Source organism: Hungatella effluvii (genome assembly GCF_003201875.1).
Classification (GTDB): domain Bacteria; phylum Bacillota; class Clostridia; order Lachnospirales; family Lachnospiraceae; genus Hungatella; species Hungatella effluvii.
This window is the reverse complement of sequence record NZ_QJKD01000002.1, coordinates 112767-139735: the sequence shown is the minus strand read 5'-3', so window position 1 is coordinate 139735 and position 26969 is coordinate 112767. Positions and strand designations below refer to the sequence as shown.

At 51.8% G+C, this 26969-nt stretch carries 24 protein-coding genes; 3 read left to right on the top strand and 21 right to left on the bottom strand.

What is annotated here, in order from left to right:
- Positions 1-93: 93 nt before the first annotated feature.
- From ttdB to DFR60_RS03815, 6 genes are all read right to left on the bottom strand, one after another.
- Positions 94-711: a L(+)-tartrate dehydratase subunit beta gene (ttdB, locus tag DFR60_RS03840; protein ID WP_110321721.1), complete on the bottom strand. Its 618-nt coding sequence runs from the start codon at positions 709-711 to the stop codon at positions 94-96.
- Positions 711-1610, bottom strand: a complete 900-nt coding sequence (gene ttdA, locus DFR60_RS03835; RefSeq protein ID WP_110321720.1) for a L(+)-tartrate dehydratase subunit alpha — start codon at positions 1608-1610, stop codon at positions 711-713. Before ttdA ends, ttdB begins: the two co-directional genes overlap by 1 nt.
- A gap of 89 nt (positions 1611-1699) precedes the next feature.
- Complete coding sequence (locus tag DFR60_RS03830) at positions 1700-2968, bottom strand: SLC13 family permease (protein WP_110321719.1); 1269 nt, start codon at positions 2966-2968, stop codon at positions 1700-1702.
- Positions 2969-3199: 231 nt separating this feature from the next.
- Positions 3200-3850, bottom strand: a complete 651-nt coding sequence (locus tag DFR60_RS03825; RefSeq protein ID WP_025530027.1) for a GntR family transcriptional regulator — start codon at positions 3848-3850, stop codon at positions 3200-3202.
- A complete protein-coding gene (locus tag DFR60_RS03820; protein ID WP_110321718.1) occupies positions 3843-4481 on the bottom strand; it encodes a GntR family transcriptional regulator in 639 nt (212 codons plus the stop codon). Before DFR60_RS03820 ends, DFR60_RS03825 begins: the two co-directional genes overlap by 8 nt.
- A 31-nt stretch (positions 4482-4512) precedes the next feature.
- On the bottom strand, positions 4513-5130 hold the full coding sequence (locus tag DFR60_RS03815) for a DUF1847 domain-containing protein (protein ID WP_333562811.1): 618 nt from the start codon (positions 5128-5130) through the stop codon (positions 4513-4515).
- Positions 5131-5309: 179 nt separating this feature from the next.
- Here DFR60_RS03815 and DFR60_RS03810 point away from each other — a divergent pair, with 179 nt between their 5' ends.
- The gene (locus tag DFR60_RS03810) at positions 5310-8207 is read left to right on the top strand and encodes a response regulator (RefSeq protein WP_110321716.1); all 2898 of its coding nucleotides are present in this window, start codon (positions 5310-5312) and stop codon (positions 8205-8207) included.
- Between the two features lie 12 nt (positions 8208-8219).
- Here the strand turns inward: DFR60_RS03810 and DFR60_RS03805 are convergent, their stop codons facing one another.
- The 12 genes from DFR60_RS03805 to DFR60_RS03750 form a co-directional block, all read right to left on the bottom strand.
- A complete protein-coding gene (locus tag DFR60_RS03805; RefSeq protein ID WP_207659501.1) occupies positions 8220-9191 on the bottom strand; it encodes a TRAP transporter substrate-binding protein in 972 nt (323 codons plus the stop codon).
- 67 nt (positions 9192-9258) lie between these two features.
- Positions 9259-9729 (bottom strand): YcxB family protein, encoded by a 471-nt coding sequence (locus tag DFR60_RS03800; RefSeq protein WP_110321714.1) that lies wholly within the window; start codon positions 9727-9729, stop codon positions 9259-9261.
- A gap of 29 nt (positions 9730-9758) precedes the next feature.
- Positions 9759-11054: a TRAP transporter large permease gene (locus DFR60_RS03795; protein WP_110321713.1), complete on the bottom strand. Its 1296-nt coding sequence runs from the start codon at positions 11052-11054 to the stop codon at positions 9759-9761.
- A complete protein-coding gene (locus tag DFR60_RS03790; RefSeq protein WP_110321712.1) occupies positions 11051-11578 on the bottom strand; it encodes a TRAP transporter small permease in 528 nt (175 codons plus the stop codon). Before DFR60_RS03790 ends, DFR60_RS03795 begins: the two co-directional genes overlap by 4 nt.
- A gap of 126 nt (positions 11579-11704) precedes the next feature.
- Entirely contained in the window at positions 11705-12808 is a 1104-nt protein-coding gene (locus DFR60_RS03785) for a TRAP transporter substrate-binding protein (RefSeq protein WP_110321711.1), read from the bottom strand.
- 190 nt (positions 12809-12998) lie between these two features.
- A complete protein-coding gene (locus DFR60_RS03780) occupies positions 12999-13898 on the bottom strand; it encodes a response regulator transcription factor (RefSeq protein WP_110321710.1) in 900 nt (299 codons plus the stop codon).
- A gap of 2 nt (positions 13899-13900) precedes the next feature.
- Positions 13901-15385 (bottom strand): sensor histidine kinase, encoded by a 1485-nt coding sequence (locus DFR60_RS03775; RefSeq protein WP_110321709.1) that lies wholly within the window; start codon positions 15383-15385, stop codon positions 13901-13903.
- Entirely contained in the window at positions 15370-16680 is a 1311-nt protein-coding gene (locus DFR60_RS03770) for an adenylosuccinate synthetase (RefSeq protein WP_110321708.1), read from the bottom strand. Before DFR60_RS03770 ends, DFR60_RS03775 begins: the two co-directional genes overlap by 16 nt.
- A gap of 1 nt (position 16681) precedes the next feature.
- The gene (locus DFR60_RS03765; RefSeq protein WP_110321707.1) at positions 16682-17596 is read right to left on the bottom strand and encodes a hypothetical protein; all 915 of its coding nucleotides are present in this window, start codon (positions 17594-17596) and stop codon (positions 16682-16684) included.
- 65 nt (positions 17597-17661) lie between these two features.
- Positions 17662-18663 carry a TFIIB-type zinc ribbon-containing protein gene (locus DFR60_RS03760; RefSeq protein ID WP_110321706.1) on the bottom strand — a complete coding sequence of 334 codons (1002 nt, stop codon included), beginning with the start codon at positions 18661-18663 and terminating at the stop codon, positions 17662-17664.
- Positions 18644-19036, bottom strand: coding sequence for an iron chaperone (locus DFR60_RS03755; protein ID WP_110321705.1), 393 nt, complete (start codon positions 19034-19036; stop codon positions 18644-18646). Before DFR60_RS03755 ends, DFR60_RS03760 begins: the two co-directional genes overlap by 20 nt.
- Positions 19029-19667 (bottom strand): hypothetical protein, encoded by a 639-nt coding sequence (locus DFR60_RS03750; RefSeq protein ID WP_110321704.1) that lies wholly within the window; start codon positions 19665-19667, stop codon positions 19029-19031. Before DFR60_RS03750 ends, DFR60_RS03755 begins: the two co-directional genes overlap by 8 nt.
- A gap of 476 nt (positions 19668-20143) precedes the next feature.
- On the opposite strand from DFR60_RS03750, the gene DFR60_RS03745 reads away from it, so the two are divergent.
- Together DFR60_RS03745 and DFR60_RS03740 are read left to right on the top strand one after the other, a co-directional pair.
- Positions 20144-21250, top strand: a complete 1107-nt coding sequence (locus DFR60_RS03745) for a DNA alkylation repair protein (protein WP_110321703.1) — start codon at positions 20144-20146, stop codon at positions 21248-21250.
- 653 nt (positions 21251-21903) lie between these two features.
- A complete protein-coding gene (locus DFR60_RS03740; protein ID WP_146218575.1) occupies positions 21904-22407 on the top strand; it encodes a hypothetical protein in 504 nt (167 codons plus the stop codon).
- Positions 22408-22539: 132 nt separating this feature from the next.
- Here the strand turns inward: DFR60_RS03740 and DFR60_RS03735 are convergent, their stop codons facing one another.
- The 3 genes from DFR60_RS03735 to DFR60_RS03725 all read right to left on the bottom strand — a co-directional run bounded on the left by DFR60_RS03735 (position 22540) and on the right by DFR60_RS03725 (position 26925).
- On the bottom strand, positions 22540-24282 hold the full coding sequence (locus DFR60_RS03735; RefSeq protein WP_110321701.1) for an ABC transporter ATP-binding protein: 1743 nt from the start codon (positions 24280-24282) through the stop codon (positions 22540-22542).
- Complete coding sequence (locus DFR60_RS03730) at positions 24279-26093, bottom strand: ABC transporter ATP-binding protein (protein WP_110321700.1); 1815 nt, start codon at positions 26091-26093, stop codon at positions 24279-24281. The genes DFR60_RS03735 and DFR60_RS03730 overlap by 4 nt, the downstream gene beginning before the upstream one ends.
- A 208-nt stretch (positions 26094-26301) precedes the next feature.
- Positions 26302-26925: a TetR/AcrR family transcriptional regulator gene (locus DFR60_RS03725; RefSeq protein WP_110321699.1), complete on the bottom strand. Its 624-nt coding sequence runs from the start codon at positions 26923-26925 to the stop codon at positions 26302-26304.
- Between the last annotated feature and the right edge of the window lie 44 nt (positions 26926-26969).

Genomic DNA, 26969 nt, shown 5'->3' with positions numbered 1-26969 from the left:
TTTCCCCATTCTGCCCCATACAGCAAACAGAAAAGAAGGCCGGTCCGCAGCAGATGCGAACCGGCCTTCTTCCGGCAGAAAACAGGTTATTTTTTATTTGATAAAGCTGACGTGCCGGCAGATTTCCTCCACTGCCTCGTCCTTTCTCTGGTTAAACACCACCTTGTTCTCCTCGAATAAATTTCTTCCATGGGTATCGATGGAGACGATCAGAGGGCCAAATTCCTTGATTCTGCACACCCAGAGCGTTTCCGGCATGCCCAGGTCACGCCACTGTGCGTCCTCAATCTCCTCGACACAGGTGGCGGCCACGACTGCACATCCGGCTGGGAATACACAGTGAATCGCCTTTCCTTCCCTGCATCCTTCCATGGTCTTCTCTCCCATGCCGCCCTTTCCGACGATGACCCTGACTCCGGTCTCCTCGATAAATTCCTTCTCAAATTTCTCCATACGCATGCTGGTAGTGGGACCTACTGATACCATCTCAAACGCGTCATCGGTTCCCGGAATGGGCCTTACGATAGGGCCTGCGTGAAAGATGGCTCCGCCCCTCACATCGACCGGAAGCTCCCGGCCTTCCTCGATCAGTCTGCGGTGTGCCACATCACGGCAGGTTACGATATGGCCGGATAAGTATATAATATCTCCAGCATGGATATCTTCCAGATCTTCCGCCCGAAGCGGTGTTGTTAATACCTTCTTCTCCATTATAACGTTACCTCCTTATGAGATGTGATGGTATAGTTTAAATCCTTATCAAACTCGATGTGTCCTCTTCTGTGCGACCAGCATCCGACGTTAACCGCCACGCCGATGGTGGAGGGATGGCGGGCCGTATTCTCGATATGCACACCCATGACGGAATAGCTTCCGCTCATGCCCTGGGGCCCTAAGCCGATCTTATTGATCCCGTCTTCCAGCATACGTTCCAGCGAGGCGGCTCTCTCGTTGGGATTGTGAGTTCCCAGAGGCCTCATTAACGCCTTCTTGGACAGCAGGGCCGCCGTCTCCACGGAGGTAGCCACACCTACGCCCACCAGAAGAGGCGGACATGCGTTCAGTCCATAGCTGGTCATCACGTCCATGACGAACTGGGTCACTCCCTCGTATCCGGCTCCCGGCATCAGCACCATGGCCTTTCCGGGAAGTGTACAGCCGCCTCCCGCCATGTATGTATCGATGCAGCACGTATCGCAGTCCGGGACGATCTCCCAAAATACGGTCGGCGTTCCCTTTCCCACATTCTTGCCGGTGTTATACTCGTCAAAGGTCTCCACACTGTTGTGGCGGAGGGGTGCTTTGATGGTGGCCTCGATCACCGCTTCCTTTAACAGCGCCTCCAGTTCTCCCATCAGTGGAAAATGGACCCCGCATTTCACGAAAAACTGCAGGACTCCCGTATCCTGACAGCAGGGACGGTCCAGCTCCTTTGCCAGCATCTGGTTCTTAAACATGGTATCATAGATGGTTTTAGCCAGCGGGCTGGTCTCCTTCTCTCTCAGTTCTTCCAATTTCGCATAGACGTCGTCGGGCAGTACCTTTCCCGAATAAGCCACGAACTTCGCCATGGTGTCTGTCATCTGTGCAACAGCCTGTTCCTTGTTCATTTCTTACATCCTCCTTGTTATGAGCACTTTGCGGCTGTCTGCGGGCCGCTTATGTACAGTACGTATCTTAAATCATTCCTTCCCGGTCCTTACGGATAGAATGGGAAGAATATGGGCAGCAGCACCAGACTCACAACCGTGGATACCACGATGAGCGGAAGCCCTGCTTTTACATAATCCATAAATTTATACCCGCCTGGCGAGATGACCATGGTGTTGGCAGGCATGCCGATCGGTGTCGCATAGGCACAGGAACCGCCGATTACGGTTGCCATGAGAACGGCTCTCGGATCCGCGCCCATACCGGCTGCGATCGAGACGCTGATCGGAACCAGCAGTGCCGTCGTCGCTGTGTTGGACATGAAGTTTGTCAGCACACAGGAAATCATGAATACGGCTACCAGCAGCAGGAACGGAGACGCATTCTTACCGAGAAGTCCAATCACGAAATCGGCGATGGCTGCTCCGGCTCCTGTGGTCTCCAGCGCTTTTGCAAGGGCCAGCGTTCCACCGAATAAGAAGATCGTCTGCATATCAATGGCCTTGTAGGCCTGTTTTTCACTGATAACTCCGGTTAAGACCATGATCAGCGCGCCGACACATCCGGTTATCTCCAGCTTGATTCCAATCTGCTTCTCAAAGATCATTCCTAATATCGTACAGACTAAGACAACCAGGGATACGCTCTGCTTCCACTTCGGAACGCTGCTGTAGTCCACCTGTTCATCGAAGGTGCTGTCCCCGTCGGTCGGTGTCTTGTCCGGCAGGAATTTATAACCGATGGTTGCAAAATAGATGATGCCGCAGATCAGCATCGGCAGGCCGATCTTGGCATATTCGAAGAAACCGAAGCTCATTCCCATCTCCTGCAGGGCGCTCTGGGCAATTAAGTTGCCCGGTGCTCCGATCAGGGACAAGTTACCGCCCAGAGCTGCCGCAAATACCAGCGGCATCAGAAGTCTGGATCTCGAATACCCGGACTTTGCCGCAATACCGATTACCACCGGAATCAATACGGCCGCCGTACCCGTATTGGATAAGAAGCCCGACATCAGGCCCACCACGATCATGATGGTGACGATCAGCTGGCGCTCCGTCTTTGCAAACCTTGTAACCACGCCTCCGATCTTGTTGGCCATTCCCGTCTCAAAAAGCGCGCCCCCGACAATAAACATGGCCACAAACAGAATGACATTGCTGTTCGTAAAGCCCGCAAACGCGTCTTTCGTGCTCAGCACTCCCGTGAGCACAAGGCCAATACACACGATCATCGACGTGACTGCCAGCGGAATCCGTTCCCACACGAACATCACAATGGCAAACAAGAGAAACAACAGTGTAACAACTACTGGATCCATAAAGCCCCTCCTTTTCATCGGATACACTTCTTGATATTTGATATATGATAATGTATCCATTTGTTATCCTAATCATACGCCTCGGCAGATCCATTTGTCAAGGCGTTTGTTTGATTTCGTTGTTTTGTACGATTTTCAGTGATGCTTTTTATTCAATTCTTACAACTTCCGCCTTACCAGGCTTTGGCTGATCCCATCAATTCCGGCATCTCCAACCTTTGATTGATCCCATCAGTCTGTCTCGAATCTGGTGAGGATGTTCTTCATACTTCTGATAATATGGTCGTTCATCAGCTTTCTGGCCCGGCTGCCGTCGTGGGCCTTCATGGCGTCGAGAATCTTCTTGTGCTCGTAGATGGAAATCTTTGCATAATCCTCTTCCGTCACCTTGTGTCCCATGGACAGCCCATTCCACATGGAGGAGAGAAGCGATTTCATCTTCTCGTTGTCCGCCGCCTCCCAGATTCCCATATGGAATGCCTGGTTATATCTGGAATATTCCGCCGAATCGTTGTCCTCCAGCGCCTTCTCAGCGATCTGATACGCCTGATCCACCGCGGATAAATCCACGCCCTCGGCGCTGGCCCTGGCCGCGGCCTCCCCTTCCAGGACGGCCCTCGTCTCATAGTGATCCCGGATGGTCTTTTCATTGATCCCCTGGACTACGGCCCCCTTGTTGGGGCGCAGCTTGATCAGCCCGTCTCTGGCCAGAATCTGAAATGCCTCCCGCACCGGTGTCGTCGAGACGCCCACCAGCTCGGCGATTCCTTCCAGCGTGATCTCCTGCCCTTCCTGCAGCTCCCTGGAAAGAATAGCTTTTCTCAGAATAGACGCTACCTGCTCCCGGGCCGGAAGCAGCTTTACCTTTCCCAGATTATTCATGAGTTTCCTCCTTACTGTTCAGCAGGCAGTCCGCCATACGGCCGTAGTAACGGTTCATGGCGGCCCTCAACGCCCCCTCGTTCCCGCTCGCAAGCGCGGCTCCCACATCAGTCAGCAGTTCCGCAGCCGCATTTCCCCGTTTTAATCTCTCGACCGCATAGGAAACGTAGCTGTCTAAAAGGCGCCGAAACAGCTGATGAATATAGGAATTCCTGAGGCTGGCCAGTGCATACTTATGCCAGGCCATCTCGGCCCCGGCGGCGGCCTTCCGTTCTCCGCTTCCCGCTGTCTCTGCCAGCTCCGACAGCCGGAGAAGGAGCTCGTCCCTCTTTTCCTCCGGTATCATCAGCAGGATCTCCGTCTCCATGGTGGCAGCCATGCGAAAAGTGTCCCTCACCTGCTTCTCTTCCATGGCCGCGACCTGCATATGGCGGTTGGGGAGGCGCACAATCAGGCCTTCCTGCGCCAGAGACTGAAGCGCTTCCCTGACCGGCATGCGCGACACCCCCAGCTGTTCCGCGATCAGTTCCTGCGTCAGCTCCTCGCCCGGCCTCATATTGCCGGCCAGAATCTCGCTGCGTATGACGGAAACGATATAATCTTTTGTCTGTACTGCGCTCACTGTCTCCATGTTATCACTCCTGTTCTTCCGGTATCGTGTATTATCCGTTCAGTTTCTCTTTATAATACCCCTCCGAGCAGTACAAAGCACCAACCGGATTATGGGCCATAACGCGGTCCTTGACCACCAGCGTAGTGACAAATGCGTCCGAATACTTATACAGGAAGGAATCATGGCCCACACACAGGCCCAGCGCGATGTTAAACTCCGTCTTCTGCTCGTTCAGCAGTCTGGCCTGAAAGACCGGGTTGCACATCGGCTCAAATTCGCCCGGATGGACCTTCCGTTCCTCGGCGATTCCGATGCGGCTCTTGTCTGTCCCTCCGGCCTTGCAGATCACGGATACCACCGTAAATCCATGCCTCGTCAGGATATCCGACACAATCTCCGCCTCCTTCCGGAGGCCCCTGCAAAACGCCAGGCCAAGCTTCCGGTATCCCATACGTCTGCAAAATTCTATGGTTTCCTTTACTCTCACCCACTGACCGTATCCCAGGCTCTCTATCTCCGACGAAGTCACGTAAAAATCGTGATTTTCCGGTTTTTCATACTCGGACAGCGCTTCCTTCAAGAGCGGTTCATTTCTCATGGGGCAGTTTTTAGGAAGCGCCTTCTTCTCTCCTGCACTGCAGGCGTAAACTTTACATTTGGCACACATGTACATTGATCTTACCCGGCTTTCTTTTTATATTTAATATTGTATCCAATTATTATCCCGATGTCAAAGGCAAAATCCCTTATTTTTCGTGGTTTCCCGGCCTACGCACTTTCTTCCTCTATCAAACTGTGCTATGATAAAAGAAATATACTTTAGGTTTGAACCGGGAGGTAATTGTTTTGGGTAAGAAAACACTGGCTGAGATAGAGTCACTGGCCCGCAAAATACTGACTACGTACTTTTGCGACTCTGACATGGAATTTATGATTTCGACATTTGCAGATGACATCGTATGGCTTGGCGGCGGAGAACACCAGAAGGCGGAAGGAAAAGAAGCAGTAGCCGCAGTTTTCCGCAGCGGCAGGGATGGGATGATCGCCTGCGACATGTACGAGGAACAGTATCATTCCATCGATTTAGGCGGCTCCTACTTATGCGAGGCGGTCAGCCGTCTGATCAGCAAGCCCGAATCCGAGACCTACTTAAATACCCAGCAGAGGGCTACCTTCGTTTTCCGCGAAAAAGGGGATGACCTGGAAACGGTACATATTCATAACTCAGTTCCATTTGCGGAGATTCAGGACGACGAACTCTTTCCGTTGGAATCGGGCCGCCAGGCCTTCGAGCGTTTGAAATCCGCATTGGACACGAAAAAACAGGAATACGAACATCAGACCCGTTTTCTGGAACAGCTGTACCATACGCTTCCCTGCGGTATCCTCCAGTTTTCCACCGACCCGTCCCGCAGCATCATCTCGGTCAACCCCATGGTATGGCGATTTTACGGATACGCCTCGGAGTCGGAGTACCGCGAAGCGGTCAGGAACCCGCTCCAAAAGGTTGACACACAGGACCAGGATTGGATTTCGGCGCTGCTAGACCGTCTCACTCTGAACGGAGAGTCCGCCTCCTACCGCCGTCACTGCATCAAAAAAGACGGGGAGGAAGCCTGGATCAATGTGGTGATGGGACGAATCATCAACAGCAACGGTCTGGAGGTCATCCAGGCGGTATTTACCGATATTACCGAACAGATGCGTCTGGAGCAGGCTCAGGAACAGGAGCGGATTCTGGAAAACCGTTCGCTGCGTGCTGCGATCTGCACTGCCTATCCTCTGATCGTGAGCGTCAATTTGACTCAGGACACGTACCACTGCTTTGTAAATGACCAGCTGGAGTATCAATTTCCTGAGGAAGGCCGCTATACAGACCTTCAGGCTGACAGCATTCCGGGAATCTACAGCACCTACCAGGCTGATTTTACCAATGCCTTCCGCCGTGATGCCCTTCTTCGCCGCTTTGCAGCCGGAGAACAGGAAGTCTATATGGAACTGCAGGGACGGGCAGTGGACGGCAAATACCACTGGCTTTCTATCCACGCGATTGCCGTGGAGAATCCGTTCAGCGACGATGTTCTGACGATCTGTCTGATCAAGTTCCTCGATGAACTGCGGCAGGAACAGGCCCGTCAGGAACAGCTGCTCCGGGATGCCCTCGCGTCAGCCCAGGCGGCCAGCCGTGCCAAATCGGACTTTCTCTCCCGCATGAGCCACGACATCCGGACACCGATGAACGCCATCATCGGCATGAGCACCATCGGCCAGGTTAAGCTTAACGATACCAGGACCGTAAAGGACTGCTTCCAGAAAATTGATACCTCGTCTAAGTTTCTCCTCTCCCTGATCAACGACATTCTGGATATGTCCAGGATTGAGACGGATAAGATGGAAATCGCTCATGACCTCTTCGATTTCACGGCATTTGTGGAGGAGATCAACCAGATTATCTATCCGCAGACGCTGGAACGGGAGATAGGCTATGAAATGCGTCACCTGGAACCTCTGGAAAGCCATTATATCGGGGATTCGCTGCGCATGAAGCAGATTCTCATGAATCTCCTGTCAAACTCGCTGAAATTCACGCCGCCAGGAGGCTCGATCTGCGTCGATATCGCGGAAGAAAAGAGAACCAACGGATACGCCTATATCCAGTTTACCATTGAGGACAACGGGATCGGTATGTCGGAAGACTTTATGAAGCGTCTCTTCCAGCCCTTTGAGCAGGAATCCCCCGGCAACGCCCGCAACAACGTGGGAAGCGGCCTGGGACTCTCCATCGTCTACAGCCTCGTGCAGCTGATGGGCGGAACCATCTCCGTCATGAGCCGTAAGCAGGAAGGAAGCCAGTTCACCGTCACCATTCCCTTCCAGCTGGTAACCGACGATGAGGAGAACGAATGGGAACGGAAACGCCAGAATCTCTTAAAGGGCTTCCAGGTACTGGTGGTAGACGACGATCCTTCCGTCGGCAGGCAGACCTCCCTGATTCTCGACGATATCGGGGCGAAAACGCTGTGGGTGGACGCCGGTATCCGGGCTGTCCGGGAAGTGGAAAAGGCCATCGGGGAGAACTGGATGTTTGATATCGCCATGATCGACTGGAAGATGCCCGGTATGGACGGCATCGAAACCGCCCGGCGAATCCGCCACCTGGTTGGCCCTGACACCATGCTTATCATGATTACGGCATACGACTGGCGCGGCATTGAGGAGGAGGCCCGCGAGGCCGGAATCGACTACTTCATCGCCAAACCGTTGTTCCGTTCGGTCATTTACGATACCTTTTCGAAGCTGGACAAAAAAGACTCCGCGGAACCGGCCGCAGTCGAGACGCGGACTCAGGAATCCGTTCTGAAGGGCGCCCGCATCCTCCTGGTGGAGGACAACGAGCTCAATCAGGAGATTGCAAAGACGCTCCTGGAGATGAACGGCGCCGCAGTGGATGTCGCCGGGAACGGGGAAGCGGCCATCCACTGCTTCCGCGATCAGAAACCCGGAACGTATCAGGCCATTCTGATGGATATCCGCATGCCTGTCATGGATGGGCTGGAGGCCACAAGGGGAATCCGGGCCCTGAACCGTGAGGACTCCGCCTCAGTACCCATCCTGGCCATGACGGCCAACGCCTTCGAGGAAGACAGGAAGAAGGCGTTCGAGGCCTCCATGAACGGCTATCTGGTAAAACCGCTGGATATAACCATGATGATCAGTGAATTGGAAAAAGCAATAGGGAAATAAATGGTAAGCCATTTATTTCCCCTCTGCAACAATCGCATCAATGACATCCACATACTCCGCACAGTACTTGCCGTACATGGACGTGACTGCCTCCTGGAATCTGGCCTTTTCTTCCGGAGGCAGCTCCACCACCTGGCAGCCTGTCGCCCGTACCTTTTCCTCAGAGGTCCGCTCCCGCTCCTCCCACAGCTTCCTCTCATAACGGGAGGATTCCTGGGCGCATTCGCGTATGATATCACGGTCCTCCTGCTTCAGCTTCTCCCATGTGGCCTGGGATACCAGCTGAAGCTCCGGAACCCGGGTGTGTTCATCGATGGTATAATATTTGGCGACCTCATAGTGAGCCGTGGACTCATAGGAAGGCCAGTTATTCTCCGCCCCGTCGATAATCCCGGTCTGAAGGGCGGAATAGACCTTGTCGTAGGCCATAGGCACCGCGGTGGCCCCCAGCGCCTCCATCATTCCCACCATCAGCTCCGACTCCTGGACACGGATTTTCATGCCCTTCATGTCCTCCAGCTTCGTGATCGGCTTCGTCGAACTATAGAAATTACGTGCTCCCGCATCGTACCAGGACAGGGCTACCAGATCGGAGCCATCGAAGGAATTTAAGAAATCGTCGCCAATCTCCCCATCCAGGACCTTCCACATGTGTTCCCTTCCCGTATAGAGATACGGCATCTGAAGCACATTCAGCCTGGGAACAAATTCTGCCAGCGGCGATAAGGACACACGGGCAAAATCGACACCGCCGAACTGCATCTGTTCAATAACCGTCTTCTCATCGCCCAGCACGCCTTGTGCGTTGACCGAGATCACAATTCTCCCGCCGGTCTTCTCTTCCACAAGCTCGGCGAATTTGTAGGCCCCCTGTGTTGTGGGGTAGTCTTCTGCCTGATTCTCTGCATACGTAAATACATATTCCGGATCTACAGCCTTTGTCTGGTCTTCCTTCCGGCCGCCGCACGCAGCCAGGATAACCATTGCAAAGACAAACAGAGCAGCCGTCTTTATTTTCACAGCACAGTCCCTCCTTTCCGCCATGTTCCCTCTATACAGCACTTTTTGATGTTACATAGTTATAAAACGCCTCCCGGTCTTTTCCAAGCACCCGGTTCGTAAGCACGTAACCGTGGGTGGTATCGGAAAACAGGACAATCATTGTAGGTTTCTTAGAAATCTTTTTAACTGCGGTCCATGGAATCGCCGAGTTCTCGTCACCCACCCGGATGCGGATTCCCGTGTCTCCAAACTCCATCTCCGTATCCCGGCTGATCACGGCAGCCTGTTTTTCGGCCTTTCTCCAGACGACGAGCGGCTGGATGACCGTAAAGAGACAGCAGGCGAGGAGCAGAAGGAACCGCCATACACTGCTGACTGTATTCCATTTATTGATGGTCAGGGCGATCACAGCTGCCGTAAAGATCAGGTTGCACATCCCGACCATCGAACCGTACGTATAATACATGGAAAGCTGCCACAGTTCGCCTGCGGTATTCCTGTAGGTATACTTATATTTCATCACTCGCACCTCCGAACCGCCAAACGCTGTTATTTCGCCAATACCATGGGCAGCCACATACTGAAGGCCGGAACAAACGTAATCAGCATCAGCGTAATGATCATACACAGGTAAAATGGCAGCGTCGCCTTGACAACCCGCTCCATCGGCGTCTTGGATACCGCGGATCCGATAAACAGCACCGCGCCTACAGGAGGTGTTAAAAGCCCGATACCACAGTTCAGAATTACCATAATACCAAACTGGATCGGATCGATACCGATCGACGTGGCGATCGGGAGAAGAATCGGCGTAGCGATCAGGATGATCGGCGCCATATCCATAATACATCCAAGTACAAGAAGAATCAAGTTTAACAGCAGAGCCAGCAGAATTGGATTATCGGTGAGGCCGATGATCGCACCCGCTGCCAGAACCGGAACGTGGAGGCGTGTCAGACAGTTGCCGAAGATGTTGGAGGTGGCAATCAGGATCAGCACGATGGACAGCGTGTCGACGCAGTCGCCGAGAACTCTCCAGACGCCCTTCCAGTCCAGCCCCCTGTAGATAAACACACTGACAACCAGGCTGTAGATAACCGCGACCGCTGCAGACTCCGTCGCCGTAAACGCACCGCCGACAACGCCGAATACCACGATCAGAACCGCCGCCAGTGCCCAGAAGGACACGCCCAGCTGCTTAAGCAGGTTGATAATGCTGAATTTCTCGCCCTTCGGATAGTTGCGTCTGACCGATATAATATACGATCCCACCATTAAGGATACCGCCAGCAGCGCACCGGGAATATATCCGGCCAGGAACAGGCTTCCTACGGAAATGCCGCCCGCCGTGGTGGCATAGATGACCATATTATGGCTGGGAGGAACGAGAAGACCCTCACAGGATGAGGTGATGGTAACGGCCGTTGAAAAATCGTCGTCATACCCCTGGTCAACCATCATTGGAATCAGAATTGTGCCGAGGGACGCGGTGTCCGCTGCCGCGGAACCGGAGATTCCTCCGAAGAAATAGGAGGCAACGATATTTACCATTGCCATGCCGCCGCGCATCCATCCGACGCAGGCGTTGGCCAGCGCGATCAGCTTCTCCGAAATACCGCCGGAGCCCATCAGACAGCCCATGGTAATAAAGAACGGAACCGCCATGAGGCTGAAGGAACTGATTCCCTTTACCATCTGCTGGCAGATAGTCGTCAGCGGAAGTCCCTGGGAGAGCAGACAGAACACGGAGGAAAGCGCCACCGCGTAGGCAATCGGAAAACGCAGAAAAACCATGACAAAAAAGCTGACAAGTAAAACGACAATTGCTAATGTTTCTCCACTCATGACTGGTCCGCCTCCTTTACGAAAAAGCTCTTGATGTGATTGTATACTGCCTCCAGCTCAAAAATCATCATGGCCACACCCGCTAAAGGAACCGGAAAATACATCCAGAATCTGGAGATCTTCGGCATACTCACGTAGGAACCCTTGGAGCCGATTCCCCTGGCATACTTCCAACCGACGAAAATCATGATCAGCGCCAGGGCCAGAACGGCCGCGTCAGAGAATAAATCTAAAAATTTTACGACATTTTTCGGCAGATACGAGTCGAAAGCCGTCATGCGGATGTGGGCGCCTCTCCGGATTGCGAGAGCAGCCGAAAGCACCGCCATATAGGACATACAGGTTAAAACCACCTCTTCACTCCATGCTGGATCCGGAATAAACGGAACGTACCGCCCAATTACAGACATGGTGGTAATGAGGATATCCACGACCAGAAGCAGCTTGCATAAGAACATGACAGACTGATAGGTGGCATCGTAGGCAGGTTTAATCTTATCAATTTTATTAAAAATACCCGGCATCTTGATCCCCTTTCCAATACGGCCGCATGCACACTTTCGCGCACATGCCCCGGAACGAACGGGGCACAGAGGCGTAACAAGAATCTTCCTCTGTGCCCATTTCCATTGCAGCAACAATTTATGAGTTTATTTCATATCGAGAATCTTCTGATACAGTTCTTTGTTGTCTGCTGTAGAGGAATCGATGATATCCTTACAGGCTTCCTGCCATGGGGTGATATCCGGCACTTCAATGACATTGATGCCTTCTGCCTTCTGCTCATCCAGGACCTTGTTCTCTGCCTCTTCGGAGATCTTTCTGTTGAAATCAGATGCGTATTTTCCTGCTTCCATCAGGATGTTCTGCTGCTCTTCCGTCAGCTTATCCCATGCTTCGTCTGTGATGATAACCTGAACCGCGCCAAGGGTGTGGCCGTCAAGGATTAAGTTCGGCGCAACTTCCTGGAACGCATTGGACTTGTAGTTTGCAATCGGCTGTTCCGCACCGTCTACAACGCCGGTCTGAAGAGCGGAATACAGTTCGTTAAAGGAAACAACGGTTGGATTGGCACCCAGGCCCTGAACCATACCGTTCATAATTGGGTCGTTGGATACTCGTAACTTCATGCCCTTTAAGTCTTCCAGGCCACTGATCTCTTTTACCGTGAAGAAATGGCGGAATCCTTCCTCGCCATAGAATAAGCCCCTTACTCCCAGATCGTTGTCATGCGGTTCCATGAGGAATTCCGGCGCCAGGTCACTGTTGGCGAAATTCCAGAAATGGTCACGGTTTACAAATGTATACGGAATAGACAGAAGTACGGATTTTTCCACGCCGTAGCTTGTCAAAGCGAACGCGGAGATACGGGACATGTCGATGGTTCCGCCGCCGCCCAGCATGGTGTCGAGGACATCGTTTTCAGAACCGAGAACACCGCTGGCCTGAATGTCGATGGCGATCTTCCCGCCGGAAAGCTCTTCTACCTTCTCCTTGAACGCGGTTGCCATCTGTCCGACGATGGTGTCTAACGGGTTTACCTCGGCATAAACAAGTGTTACTTCCGGCGTGTCGGAAGCTTCTGCCGCCGCTGCAGTCTCCTCTGCTGCTGCCTTCGTCTCTTCAGCCGCCGCTGCCGTGGTGGTCTCAGGTGCCGGCGCCGCCGTCGTCTCCGGTGTCTTTAACCCACAGCCCGCCAGGGAACCCGCTACCATTGCCGCGCATAACACTGTGCTCACAAATCTCTTCTTCATGTCACAATTCCTCCTCTTAACACTCTTTTTACATTTCTGTGTGTTTCTTAACGTTTTCTTTACGTTAAGTTCATTATAAGAGGATTTCTTTTCCGTGAAAACGGTAAATAATTGTGAATCATAGTATTATTTTAACCTATATTTCGTTTTTATTTATGCACTTCTAACAATCACCTTCTTAACACGTTCTTTACATTCTTTGAAAAATAACCATACGGTATTCCGTGGGACTCTGCCCTGTAATCCGTTTGAAAACCTTTGCGAAGTAATTGGAATCCGCATATCCGACCGCTTTCCCGATCTCTTTTACGTTCACCGTCGGCTCTTCCAGCATCTTTTTCGCCTCCGCCACACGGAATTCGGTTAAGTAGGATGTGAAATTTTTATTAAAGCACTGTTTGAACAGCTTGCAGAAATAGGCCTCCGAATAATTCATCATCCTGGCCATGTCCTGCATGGATATGTCAAACATGTAATTCTCATGGATATACTTGTCGATGATTTCTGCCACTCTGGACAGACGGATGCTGCCGAAATCCTCACCCTCATCCCTGGAAGCTTCCGCGCCGCCTCCGTCGCGTCCCGTCATTTTGGATGCTTCCGCGACGCCTCCATCGCATCCGGCCGTCTCGGAAGCAGATCTGCCGTCTGGTCCGGTACCGGAATATGCCCCTGCGTTCATCTTCTCTTTTGCGGCTCTCTCTCGCCTCATCCGCCCCTCGGTCAGCCGCATGGCCTCCTCCAGGACGAGCATCAGTTCCTGCTCGTCATACGGCTTTAGCAGGTAGTCCAGTGCCTTAACCGTAATGGCGCTTTTGGCATAAGCGAACTCATCAAACGCAGTCAGGAAGATAATACAGCAGTCCCCGTCCTGCTCCCGAATCTTCTGCGCGGCCTCGATTCCGTTGATTCCAGGCATCTCGATGTCTAAGATGGCAATCTGAATCTTCTCCTCTTCATAGACCCGCAGGGCTTCCCGCCCGTTTTCCGCCTGGAAAATCGTGCACTGGTCCCCCAGATTTTCCGTAAGCGTCTTATAGAGAACCTTTCTCTCAATCATTTCATCATCTGCAATTAATACACGGTACATACTCATACTTCCTCCTGCGGTATCGTCATCTGAATGACGGTTCCCCGCCCCTTTTTGCTGTATATCCTCAGGCCGCCGTTCTGGTACATGGTCTGAATCCGCTGGTAGATATTACCCAGGCCTATGCCCACCTTTGCCGTGTGGCTGTTCTTCAGCGCGGCCACCAGTTCCTCCAGCGTCTCCTCCTCCATTCCCAGGCCGGTGTCGGCCACGGAGATTATCACGCTGTTTCCGTCCTTCCACACCTTTAAAAAGACCCTTCCGCCCTGCTCTTTTGGCGACAGGCCGTGAATAATAGCATTTTCCACCACCGGCTGCAGCGTGAAGGCCGGGATCATCACCTGCCTGGCATCCACATCGATCCGGCACTCATACCCGATCCGGCTGCCGAAACGCATCTGCTGAAGATACATGTAATCCTCCACCACCTTCAGTTCCTGCTCCAGCGGCACAATCTGCTCCGATGTCTTTAAATTATACCGGAACAGGTTGCTCATGCTGGCGATCATCCGCTCCGTGGTCTTCGCCTCCTCCAGCTTTGCCGTACATGCGATCATATTTAACGTGTTGAACAGGAAATGGGGATTGATCTGGCTCTTCAGCACCTCCAGCCGCGTGGCGTCCAAACGTTTCTCCATCTCCATCTTCTCCAGCTCCTCCTTGTGGAGAAGCTCAGCCATCTCGTTGTTCTCCTTCAGGGTGTTGATATACCCCTCCGTGGCGTGCTTCATCTTGTTAAAGGCGCTGACCAGTTCCCCCATCTCATCTTTATTTTCAACGGTTATGTCCTTGCCGCTGAAATCATTTCTGGCAATCTTCCTGGAGGTGTGGGCCAGCTTGACCAGCGGATCGATCAGGGCGCCAGACAGCAGCTTCGTCAGGCATAAAGCCACCACCATCATGACGGCGGAGAACAGAAGGATCAGATACGGCAGCTGGTAGAACACCGGAACCTTCTCCTGGTAGGTCGCATTTCCCTCTTTTAAGGTTACCTGCACCAGTCTTCTGACGTAGGTCTGAATGTAAGACTGCATATCATAGATCTCGTACAGACGGGGAATAAAGTCCTCGGAGCCGGAATCCATCTCCAGCAGCTGATCGCGGGCCGTTAAGTACCCCTCATAACCATTCTTCACATTCCAGGTCCTGGCATACCGTTCCTCGCCGATCCGCTCATAATCGAAGGGCAGGGAGCGGAGACACCGCTCCGACCTGACGCAGGCCAGGATATACTCGTCCCTGTTTTCCTGTGTGCGGTCTCTCACATACACTTCAAACGCCTTTATTTCCAGTTCCATCGCCTCCTGGAAATCGTGACACCGTGAATTATCGTCGAGAATGACATTGAAACTGCCCAGAGAGAAATCCATAATACGAATATTAAAGGCCACGGAAAGCCCCATGACCAGGATTACCATGACGGCGAAAGAGCCGATCTTCCGCTTCAGAGAGATTGTCAACCAGATTTCTTTTATATTTTGAAACATAGCACTTCCTTCCCCATGTTCTCACATTCTTTTTGAAACTCCTCCAGTTCCCGGGAGCCGCCGCAGCACAGAATCCGCCCGTCTGTCTCATCCAGATGGGTCACCTCGATCCGCGCGCACAGGCGATTCTTAAACCGTGCGGGTAAATTCCCCAGATCCATTTCCAGCGGGGCAAAGAACCCGTTCACGTCAGGATGCTTTGCAAACCGCAGCTCTCCCTGCCAGGGATTGGGCAGATTGGTTAAGTCCTGCATGAAGGGATTGATCTCCTCTTTCCGGCACTCATGATCCAGCCGCCCTCCGCCGTGCCTCGTCACGTAGGACCGTGTCACATAGCGGACGTCCAGCGATGCAGGCTCGATTCTTGCCGATGCCAGAAGGCGGCTCACATTGAACAGTCCCGTGTGGGACGGCGTCAAATGAGGATAGTACTCCGTATTGTCCTCGTCCAGTAAAAGCCCCTGGGCGCCTTCGCATATCACCGTATCGAACGGCTCAAAGACCTGGCTGGGATCTGCCGTGATGACGTAGCGGTTAAAATTTTCCCGCATCTGATCTGACGCGTTCCAGAGCACATTGTCATCACGCAGAAGCCGGAACCACTCATGATCCCACAGCCTGTCCCAACGATCACCCGCACGCTCTGCGCACGAGTCACCGTGACGGTCAAAGGACGCTTCCAGGCCGCCGTCCAGCTCCCTGCATAGTTCCTCCAGTCGTCCGGGTACGTAACAGTCCCGGATCCTTTTCAGCATCCCGGCAATCTCCTCCGTGCTTTTTCCCTCCATATCACCGAGGCGGAAGGTCACTGCGCCGCCCGTAACCGACCTGGCGCGGCGGACCGTCTCATAGATCCCCATGCCGCAGGAGCCGTGGCGCGCCTCCCTCCGAAGCTCCTCCGCCAGACTGTTCAGCAGCACGTCAAAGACGGTCACACAGACGCAGTCCGGGTTGGCATAGACGGCCACCGAGTCATGCCCGGCCCCGTTGTCACCGCGTATCCGCTCAAACGCTTCTGCCTCCTCCCCCAGCTTCACCAGATCAGGGAGAAATGTCTCACTCCAGTAAAACGGCGTCTCTCTGAAGCAGCCGCTCCCCAGCTGGTGGAATACAAACCGGAAATTTTTCCCCTCCACCGTGTGGCCTGCCTGCGCGCCGCCGTTATGACGCACTACAACAGCCTTTTTTCCCTGTTCCATGGCCTCGGCACAGAGGAGGTCCACGCATTTTCCCTTTCCCTCGTCACCGAAATTCTTGCCGATAACCGCTTTTACCTCTTTCCCGTAATCACCCATGTCAAAATGTCAGGAAGCCCTCTCCCTCTTCTTTTCTGATATCTTTTATAATTTCCGCAACCACGTCCGCGGCTTTTCCGCTCCACTGCGCGGTAATTGCCTTTGTCTCCATACCTCTGGCCGCCTGCATCAGGCTGACAAAGACCTCCGGAAGCACATCCAGGTCGTTCGGATCCAGCTCTACGGCCCGGGATCCGATCAGCTGCTTCCAGTCTTCCCCGCTGTTTTGTGCCTTGTAGGCTCCGGCTTTCATCACGATATGGAAAATCTCATATCTGTGGGAGGCCTTTTCATAGAGGGCCTCGGCGCTGTAATCCCGGAAAGCCAGATCTCCAAACACACGCTTGATCTCCGCTTTCGTCAGAATCTTATGGCACCGCTCGTCGCCTATGGTAAATAAGAATCCCTTTTCCCTGCGTTTGTCATAGCAGTCAATCTTCGTATGCTTATCCGCAAAATACCAGGAAAGCAGGTAAGACTCCCCGCCGTTGCCGCCGCCCCTGCCCTCGAACCAGACATCCAAAAGCTGTTCCGCAATCCGGATATCCGCCTCGAACTGGGTCACCTGGAGAGGCGCATCATCCGTCTTGGAGTCCCCGATGGCCTGGAACATAATATGCGGGTTCGTAACGGGCTCCTTCTCATAGATCTCCAGCATGGTGCGGTTTAAGGCGCCCTTGGCGATCTCCTCCGATAAGTATCCCATGGAGCCCGTCACATCCAGCCCGAAAATAATTGCGGTGGACGCCGGATTATCCATGGAATCACACGATTCCCGGTATTTCACCCCGTTGGGGTCCAGATTCGGTCTCATCTGCCTGGAACGGTAAATATCGTTCACCGTGGAATTCTGGTTGATGTTTCTTGCTGATCTTAAATTATTCCAATCCTTACTCTGGTAACTTCCGTGTCCCATACTGTTTCCTCCTGCATATGTGATAGATCTTTTATTCCGGTATACTGCCATGATGCAAAGCTGTACTAGCTGTAGACTTCCTCATCCGTGACGGGAAGGGGAATGAATTTCCGTTCCCCGTACGAGGCCTCCAGCACTCTGTCCCACTCGGCAAAATCGCTTCCGGCACTGCCTGCTGCCGGCTCCAGCAGGAACTCCCGGAACGGTTCCGGCAGAGTCAGAAGGCCTTCCACCGCCTCCCTTGTCTCGCATCCCAGCAGCTTTGCCGCCGCAAGACGCAGCGATTCCAAGTCCGTGGAGAAATGGCATCGCTTGCTCTCCAGGTATTTCCTGTAGATGCATGTTCTTGCGTCCGCGGAGATTCCGCTCATCGTTCCGTTCTGATATCCGGCGAACCACCATCCGCCGTATAAGTAAATCTGATGGGTGGCTGGCTCCACAAATAAATTGTCCAGTGTCAGGCCATTTAAAACAATTCCGCTATAGGAGAGGAGGCAGCACAAATTCTCCAGCCGGCTGATCACCCAGGCCGCATGGCGGTCCAGCAGAATGCCTAACAGCCGTAATGGATAGACGCCCGGCTTCTTTTCTATAGCCACCATGCGGCCTCCGTCTTCCAGGCGGCAGTGGGTCACCACCTGCGGAATGTAGTTTTTCAGCTCCTGTTCCATCTCCCGGTTCGGATACTTCACCTCCGAAACCATCTTGATGTAACGGTCCGCATAGGCTTCATACTGTTTATCAAACGTGTAAATCACATTCTTCTTCGCCACATACACGGTACAGAAATCGGCCTTCATCCTCCAGAGGCAGCGGATGGCAATAATCTCCCCATCCTCCCTGACCAGCTCCTCGTCCGTGGCCTCCACCCAGAAGCCTTCCTCCGTCTTTCCCGCGTCTGCATCTTTATTCAAAAGAGCCGCAAACATGGTCTGAAACTGCTCGAACAGTTTTCTGTCCTGATCGTATACTGTGGATTTCGTCCCACAGTAAGGACAGACAGCCAGGCTGCTGTCTTTATCAATTGTGAGCGTTCCGCCGCACATCTTACATTTTAACAGAGCCATCCGCATCAGTCTCCTTCTCACGGATCCGGAACAGAATCATTTCTTTCATCAGATCCAGCGGCAGTTCCTTATTATGAGGGAACTGCACCGTATTCTTCTCATTTGTCTTATAACCGGAAAGCGCCTCTTTCCAATGCTCCAGCGTGGCCGGGGTGGTGTAGAAGCCCAGATGCTTCTTATACGCGGCAAACTGTAAGAGATATCCGTTTAAGTAGTACGTTGGGGCGCCCCACGCCAGCCTCTCGCTGCATCCGGCGGCAGTCTCCAGGACAAGGGATCGGACCGCCTCCAGCCGCTCCCGCACCGGAGCCTCAAAACCGGCGATATAATCATCGACTTCCTGGCAGCGTTCCTGATTCTTCTGATCAGCCATGGCTCGTGTCTCCTTCCGCCTTCTGCTTCTCTGTTTTCTCGATCAGCCGCCTGGTTCCCTCCTCCGTATAGGAAAGAAGCCGCCCGAATTTCCTGGCAGTCTCATAGCTTTGCTGTCTGGTGTAAGTGCCGTTTTCCAGAAGCCGCTTCTGCTCTTCTTTCAGACCCAGATACGATTCCAGCACCTCGTCTGCGCTGTAAAACAGATAGTTATACGTCCCCCGGTTCAGCTCCTCAGGAAATAAGTCCGTCAGAAACGCTTCATCCTCCGGATAGAACCGTATCCCGTACGAATCACAGATCCGCTTCACCTCCGGCAGAAATAAATCCCGTTCCTCCTTTGTGGCACAGGGGTGGCTCATGGCCAGCTTCTTTACCCCCGCCGCCACCATCTCACAGAAACTGTCTATCGCGCCCAGGTGATAGGAATACCGGTCGATCTCGCGGCGCGGCTCCTCTTCCTCCTGATAAAGCTCGTATTCTTCCCGGTCGAGCGACAGCGGAATTCCGGATTTGCTGGTCACGTTGACCCCTCCGTACCAGGTGCTGTCTACCGTAAAAATATCTCCAGGCTGGTATTCCAGGGAAAAATCGTTGTTTTTCTTTATGATTCTGATTTTCTGATTCTCCATATGATCGTCTCCCGTCTTTGCAATAGTTACTTTGCTTGTGTTAATAACCATTCTACCATCAAATACTGTTTTTTTACAGATATTTCCTGATAAAACGCGGGTAGTTGTGTGGGGCGGATCACTTATATGCAAAATTCATATTTCCGGAAACCAAAAAGGAACCATAAAATCCTTTTTCCAGCCGGAAAGGCCAATGAAATCAGCATTTCTGCCATGTGAGAAACCGTCCTGCAAAGGGTAAAATGGTGCCCAAGCAAACAAACCGAGTTATGAGCTGCAGCATGAAGTAAGGAAACAAAATGAGCTGTTTGACATTTCCATGCGGTCATATTAAAATGAAAAAAGATTATGGGTTTGTACGCCTTAGGCGGAGAAAGCGCACTCGACAAATCGGAAATTGTGAATTAGTCCTAAGAAGAAGTTTCCTGTCGTAAGTAGCGAACCTTAGACAGTCCCCCTTAGAAAAGAGGAAGTATATGCCTGATTTAATGAAGGATCGATATTATAATTACAATACAATTCATGAACTTGCTATGTGCGTAAACGCCGTATATCCAACCTTTCCGGCCGATGATTTTATTACCGACGTTATGGACGAAACATGGCATACATTGGAATTGAAGGCCCGTATGCGGCGCATCACTATCAATTTAGGAAAATATCTGCCACCTGATTACGAACATGCTCTCGGTATTTTGGACAAGGCTATTACGGATTATCCAGTTGGAAATGTGGATTCCGGCCTGCTTTACTTCCCCGATTTCGTTGAAGTGTATGGTCAAGATGAGCGCTATTGGGATTTATCAATGGTTGCGTTGGAACGGTATACGCAATATTCGACGGCAGAATTTGCTGTAAGGCCATTTATTATCAAGCATGAAGTCAGAATGATGGCGCAGATGGCTTCCTGGGCGGAGCATGACAACGAACATGTGCGGCGGCTTGCCAGCGAGGGGTGCCGTCCGGCGCTACCCTGGGGACAGGCGTTGACCAGTTTCAAAAAAGACCCGTCGCCAGTTCTCCGAATTTTAGAGAGGCTGAAAGCCGACCCATCGTTGTATGTCCGCAAAAGTGTAGCAAACAATCTAAACGATATTTCAAAAAACCATCCCGATTTAATAGTAGGACTTGCAAAGGATTGGTACGGTAAAAATGAGCATACCGATTGGATTATAAAGCACGGATGCAGGACACTTCTTAAAAAGGGTAACAGGGATGTATTAGGCATTTTCGGGTTTACAGATGCCGATTGCGTAAATATTGATAACTTCTCGTTGAATGCCGCTTCTGTTTGCGTTGGAGAGGATATGGTCTTTTCTTTCCGAATTGTAGCAAATAATAAGGAAATCAAGGTACGGCTGGAATATGGCATTGATTATGTGAAAGCAAACGGCACGCGTTCCCGAAGGATATTTAAAATATCCGAGCCTACGTTGAGGAAAAATGAAAAAAAATCTTATAGTAAAACACATTCCTTTGCAGATGCAAGCACAAGGAAGCATTATCCCGGAATTCATTCTGTTACGCTAATTGTCAACGGTGTCGAGAGGGGTACATTAAATTTTGAGGTATCAGATGTTTAATCTACTTAGTATAAGCCTGATAACTTCCATTTTATTGGGCCTATTCAAGTACACATTATTGGTATAATACGTACTTTCCTTTTATCTGTTTTCAATATTGGCAAACAGGGCAAAGTGATACACACTTTGCGATTTTCACCCCGGCGAAAACCAGTAAAATCTGCTTGTTGAGGGCCGCCCTCAATCCCCCGGCAAGGGCCGCTTACGCCGCCTTGTCAAACGCGCCACAGCTGGAGCGGCTACGCGTTTTGCGGGAGTGCCATACTCCTGCCCTGCTTGCCACGATTGTTTTCCGTGAGCCCCCGGCTGTACCGCATGGGAACCCTATCCCGGTTTCGGGGGTATAAAACGCCTCTGAAGGGCTTGCTGATATTTTATTTTGTGGTGCCAAGATGGCGCCCAACCTTACAAAACCATGTGTTCAAGGTTATGCCGCATTGTTCGTGGAATTTGAGAAAATACCCATTTCATGAGGGTTTGCGGGGTAGCCCTATAGAACTCTTTGCCGTCTTATGACACCTGAAATAGCTATACAGGCAATAAAAAATATTTACCTTAGCCGAAAGATGTGAAATAAAGGCAATTTATAACAGACACTTTGAGTATGTAAACTGAAACAGGAGGTTGATTTTATATTAAATACAGTGGGTAAGTTGTTTTGTGATATAGATTATTTTGCTGAATTAGCCTCAAAAGTAGCTGTAGAAAATTATAAAGACAGCATACGCAGCAATCGTGTATATTCCCGCGATGCCAGAGAAGAAGGGGCCTTTTTTTGTGCAATTCCAAAATTTTTGTGCAATTCCCTGGAAATGGCAGTATCTGCCCTTTTTATCTATTCATTATATGATCATGAAGAATGGCCGAAAACAGGAAAACCGTGGAAGAATAATTTTAGTACTGGTGAATGGAAACAGCACTTAAAAAACAATTGGATACCAGAATACTTTTCGTGTAGAGGTACTTCAAGTATCAAATATATACAGGCGGATACCATAGAAGGATTCGATATTAAGAATAAAATACTTGATCTTGCAGTTCCATCACGTATTATTTCTATCATTCGATACGGTGATATTCACGCCTGGAACGCTTTCGATTATCTGATTGAAACGGAAGATGACTATATTCTTTTTGAATCATGGACAACAGCGTAATACGTAAAACGGGTATTTTACGTATTACGCCAAATTGGTAAAAGATGTGCCATTCATATTTTTAAATAATGATTACTTATTGTATCATCAGCCGCCGTTGTTCGGCAATGACTCTCTCAAACTTCTAAATTTTTACAAACTCCAGGACAAACTTCTATTCTGAAGCTCCGTCATATGACGGTAAATCCCATTATCCTCAAGCAGCTTTTCCGGCGTTCCCTGTTCCGCCACGCATCCGTCCTTGAGTACGACAATCTGGTCGGCGCCCGCTACAGTCCGCATCCGGTGGGCGATAATCAGCACAGTCTTATCCTTCACCAGATTGGAGATGGCCTCCTGGACCAGCGTCTCATTTTCCACGTCCAGGGATGCCGTGGCCTCATCCATGAGTATGATTGGTGCGTCCTTTAAAAGAGCCCTTGCGATGGACAGCCGCTGCCGTTCGCCTCCGGAAAGGGTGGAGCCATTTTCTCCGATCCGGGTCTGATAGCCCTCAGGAAGACGGCTAATAAATTCTTCACACTGGGCTGCCCTGGCTGCCGCCAGAACCTCTTCGTCGGAGGCGCCCTTTCTGCCCAGGCGGATATTTTCCATAATCGTATTGTTGAACAGAACCACGTCCTGGAATACGATGGAGAAGCTCTTCAGCAGCGTCTCCGGCTCTATTTTGCTGATATCACTGCCGCCGATGGTGATCGTTCCCTTATCGATATCCCAGAACCGTGCGGCCAGCTTTGCGCTGGTGGATTTGCCGCCTCCGGACGGGCCTACGAGAGCCGTAACCTGCCCCTGTCTCGCGGTAAAGGACACCTCCCGCAGGACCGGTTCCCCTTCCTTATAGGAAAATCCCACCCGGTCAAACACGATATCATACCCACGATAGGCGGCGTCCTCTCTCCCCTGCTGAATCTTCTGTTCCTCGATGGACTTCATCCGCTCTACCACAAGCAGCGTGGAATACACGGCAGACAGATTCTGAAGGCAGCCGCTCAGCGGCTGGTACAGCCTGGTCGCAGCCAGCATGAACATCAGAAAGATCATAAAGCTTATAGAGCCGGAAACGAGAAGGGACGCTCCCACCAGAACCGTGGTTGCCATGCCGATCTTTAGAATCATCTGAGCCGAGGTCACCAGCGTGCCGTTTAACAGCTCCAGTTTAACCGTAATGGATTCCACGTCCATGATTTTCTGATCCAGCTTCTTCAGATAATCCGCGCTCTGGTTATTGGCCCGGATATCCTGAATATTCTCGATGCATTCCTGAATGCCATCGGAGGCTGCGATCTTTTTCCCCTTTTGTCTCCGCTCCATCCGGTCCACAAGCGGTCTTGTCAAAGCAGCCAGCAGAAATGACACTGGCGCCACCCACAGGACCGCAATTCCCATCCTCCAGTTTGTGGCAAGAAGTCCAACTCCGATCAGCACCGTGGAAATCAAAGCCCCTATCAGTTCCGGAATAAAATGAGAAAATGCCTTCTCCACAAATGCACAGTCCGCCATAATGGTAGTCGTCAAATCGGCCAGATCTCTTTTACCGAAAAATGACAGCGGCAGCATACGAAGCCGTTCCGCCAGCCTGATTCTCATATTGGCGCTCTCCTGATAGGAAGAGAGAAACGTGGCGTTGTACTGCAGACACTCAAAGAAGCCAATCACCGCCAGCAGAACCACACTGATTCCCACATATCCGCCGATTCCCATGTCCGGGGCTTCCAGGCCGACGAGAGGGCCGGTCAGCCGCTCCATAAAGAGGAACAGGATTCCCATCGGAAACATCAGGCTGATATTCGTCAGGGCACAGCAAAAGATTGCCTTTGTCAGATCTTTTCCTCCCTGCCCGCTCAACGCAAATTTTTTCTGAAGATATTTACTCATGCCTTTCCACCTACCTTCCATTCTACTGACCTCTGGTAATCCGCCCACATCCTGGCGTACAGTCCGCCGGAGGCGAGAAGCGCGTTATGGCTTCCCTCTTCCGCAATGCGTCCCTTCTCCATCACAAAGATGCGGTCCGCACGGCAGACGGTGGACAGCCTGTGGGCGATCATGATAACCGTCTTGCCTTCTACCAGTTTCTCGAATCCCTGCTGAATCAGGTACTCATTGTCAGGATCTGCAAATGCGGTCGCCTCATCCAACAGAACGATGGGGGCATCCTTTAAGATGGCTCTCGCCAGGGCGATCCGCTGTACCTCACCTCCCGATAAATAGACTCCCTTTGTGCCGACCACAGTATGGAGACCCTGCGGCATTTTCTCAATAATATCTTCGCACCGTGCGGCTTCCAGAGCCCGCCTCACCTCGGCCTCCGCAGCCTGGGGCCTGGCCGCCCGTATGTTATTCAGCAGGGTATCCTTAAATAAGTGGCAGTCCTGGAATACAAAGCTGACCATTTTCATCAGCTCCTCCGTACTGATCTCACGCACATCAATGCCTCCTATGGTGATGCTTCCGCCATTGACATCGAAAAACCGGGGAATCAGGCTTACTAATGTTGTCTTGCCGCTGCCGGAAGCGCCCACCACGGCTGCGGTAGCCCCCTGCGGAACCGTAAGGGATACTTTATCCAGAGCTGCAATTCCTCCCTTCCGGTAAGAAAAGGTCACATCCTGAAACTGAATCGTATAATCCTTTGGCTTCTTCGGCGCGGGCGGCTCGGAAAGCGGCTCTTCCTTCAGAATTTTTAAGACGCGGTTCATGGCGTCTTTGGCCGCCATGGTATTTTCACTGGTCCACATGATCTTATCCATCATTGCCACACAGATCGGGCTGAATAAAATATAAAAGATAATGTCCAGCGCCGCAGCCGTATAGGAGGCTCCTCTGGAAATATCACCGATCAGCAGAATTCCGGCGGGGATCAGTATTGCAAAAATCCCGTTGATGCTGACTGTATAGGCACACATGGGAATGCGCAGAGAGATGGTATAATTCACCGCCCAGTCCCGATACCGGAGGATCGAATCGTGAAAGCTCTTAAACGAAAATATACTCTGCTGAAACGTCTTAACCACCGGAATTCCCCGGACATACTCCACCGCTTCGTTATTCATATCCTCCAGGGCATTCTGATACTGCCGCATACACTCCGCCATCCCGGTTCCCATCATGCGGCTTAAGAAAAATACGCCCACGCCCATCGGAACCAGGCTGATCAGGCCGAATCTCCAGTCAAATACCAGGAGAAGCACAAGAACGGCGACAGGCGTCACAATAGCCCCTGCCAGATCCGGAAGCCGATGGGCCAGATACGTCTCCGTCTGGCCGGCTCCATCGTCGATTATCCGTCGAAGCTTTCCGCTCCCCTCCTGTTTGAAATATCCGATGGGCAGCCTTGTCAGGTGATGAAGCGCCGCGGTCTTCATATTTCTGGCTGTGCGAAAGGCCGAGAAATGAGTGCACATGAGCGCTCCATAATAAAACAGCATGCTGATCAGGGAAGACGCCACCGCCAGCCAGCCCCAATGAACCAGACTTCGGCCGTCCAGACCGGTATTCCAGTTCAGAACCACCTCTTTCACTACATTCCACATGCACAGATAGGGCGCCAGCGCAACTACGGAACTGATTCCCGATAAGACGCAGCCGGTCCCCGTGAGAAACCGGTACTTTCCGGCAAAGGTCATCAGCGTGACTTTCTTTGTCTCCGGAAGCCGTGTCATGATTTTCCTGTTACTGCTTTCCATTTTTCATCCTCCTTTTTGTTGAATCGCAACTCGCATCATAGCTCGCATTGTAACTTACATCGCAACTCGCATCGTAACTCACAGTCTAGTTAGTTCTAACTAACTTAATGGCGGGATACGTTCCTATTTATAGGTACTACTTCATCTGACCTATCTGTCTGCCATTCCTGACTAGTACAGCGTTGCATAAGTTCCGGTGAATGCTGTACTAGTCAGGCAGATTCAAAATCTTTTTCCACCCCGCATGCTGGAAACGGCTTAATATGAGAGAGCAGGACATCGCCTCTTCCCGCGGGATATCGTGGTCTACAAACTCCTGAATCTGCCGAAAGAAGGTGCTGCACACGATATGGATCAACGCGTCTCCCAGTTTGGGGACCGGATAACCCATCTGCTCTACCGCCGCCACAAAATCATGGCATGACTGCTCCTCCACCTCGGCCAGCCGGTCAAAGAAGCGTTCTCCGCAGCCGGGAGCGCCGCAGCACAGAAGCAGCTTAAACGCCTCGAAATGGTCATAGACGTAATTCACCAGCCACGGAACACACTCCTCCGTCACAACATTTAACATATCCGGCTGCTCCTCGGGCGGAAGCGACGCAAAGTCGCTGTGCACCTTTGTATACAGTTCCACCAGTTCCTCCGCCGCATCTTCCGTCAACGCCGCAAACAGCGCATCCTTTCCTGCAAAATAGCCATAGATTGCGCCGGTGGTGACCGAGGCCTCTTTGGCGATCCGCCGTAACGATGCCTTCTCATATCCGTATTCCATAAATTCTTTCCTGCTGGCCTCCAGAATCGCCGCAGCCGTATCTCTGTTTTGGGTACCCATTTATTACCTCAATTCTGCTCTGGTTCGAGCATTTTTTATAACAG

Coding starts and splice junctions, on each gene's coding strand:
- ttdB (WP_110321721.1), bottom strand. CDS start 711: ATGGAGAAGAAGGTATTAACAACACCGCTTCGGGCGGAAGATCTGGAA.
- ttdA (WP_110321720.1), bottom strand. CDS start 1,610: ATGAACAAGGAACAGGCTGTTGCACAGATGACAGACACCATGGCGAAG.
- DFR60_RS03830 (WP_110321719.1), bottom strand. CDS start 2,968: ATGGATCCAGTAGTTGTTACACTGTTGTTTCTCTTGTTTGCCATTGTG.
- DFR60_RS03825 (WP_025530027.1), bottom strand. CDS start 3,850: ATGAATAATCTGGGAAAGGTAAAGCTGCTTCCGGCCCGGGAGCAGGTA.
- DFR60_RS03820 (WP_110321718.1), bottom strand. CDS start 4,481: ATGGAGACAGTGAGCGCAGTACAGACAAAAGATTATATCGTTTCCGTC.
- DFR60_RS03815 (WP_333562811.1), bottom strand. CDS start 5,130: ATGTGTGCCAAATGTAAAGTTTACGCCTGCAGTGCAGGAGAGAAGAAG.
- DFR60_RS03805 (WP_207659501.1), bottom strand. CDS start 9,191: ATGGTTATCCTGGCTGCGTGCGGCGGCCGGAAGGAAGACCAGACAAAG.
- DFR60_RS03800 (WP_110321714.1), bottom strand. CDS start 9,729: ATGAAATATAAGTATACCTACAGGAATACCGCAGGCGAACTGTGGCAG.
- DFR60_RS03795 (WP_110321713.1), bottom strand. CDS start 11,054: ATGAGTGGAGAAACATTAGCAATTGTCGTTTTACTTGTCAGCTTTTTT.
- DFR60_RS03790 (WP_110321712.1), bottom strand. CDS start 11,578: ATGCCGGGTATTTTTAATAAAATTGATAAGATTAAACCTGCCTACGAT.
- DFR60_RS03785 (WP_110321711.1), bottom strand. CDS start 12,808: ATGAAGAAGAGATTTGTGAGCACAGTGTTATGCGCGGCAATGGTAGCG.
- DFR60_RS03780 (WP_110321710.1), bottom strand. CDS start 13,898: ATGTACCGTGTATTAATTGCAGATGATGAAATGATTGAGAGAAAGGTT.
- DFR60_RS03775 (WP_110321709.1), bottom strand. CDS start 15,385: ATGTTTCAAAATATAAAAGAAATCTGGTTGACAATCTCTCTGAAGCGG.
- DFR60_RS03770 (WP_110321708.1), bottom strand. CDS start 16,680: ATGGGTGATTACGGGAAAGAGGTAAAAGCGGTTATCGGCAAGAATTTC.
- DFR60_RS03765 (WP_110321707.1), bottom strand. CDS start 17,596: ATGGGACACGGAAGTTACCAGAGTAAGGATTGGAATAATTTAAGATCA.
- DFR60_RS03760 (WP_110321706.1), bottom strand. CDS start 18,663: ATGGCTCTGTTAAAATGTAAGATGTGCGGCGGAACGCTCACAATTGAT.
- DFR60_RS03755 (WP_110321705.1), bottom strand. CDS start 19,036: ATGGCTGATCAGAAGAATCAGGAACGCTGCCAGGAAGTCGATGATTAT.
- DFR60_RS03750 (WP_110321704.1), bottom strand. CDS start 19,667: ATGGAGAATCAGAAAATCAGAATCATAAAGAAAAACAACGATTTTTCC.
- DFR60_RS03745 (WP_110321703.1), top strand. CDS start 20,144: ATGCCTGATTTAATGAAGGATCGATATTATAATTACAATACAATTCAT.
- DFR60_RS03735 (WP_110321701.1), bottom strand. CDS start 24,282: ATGAGTAAATATCTTCAGAAAAAATTTGCGTTGAGCGGGCAGGGAGGA.
- DFR60_RS03730 (WP_110321700.1), bottom strand. CDS start 26,093: ATGGAAAGCAGTAACAGGAAAATCATGACACGGCTTCCGGAGACAAAG.
- DFR60_RS03725 (WP_110321699.1), bottom strand. CDS start 26,925: ATGGGTACCCAAAACAGAGATACGGCTGCGGCGATTCTGGAGGCCAGC.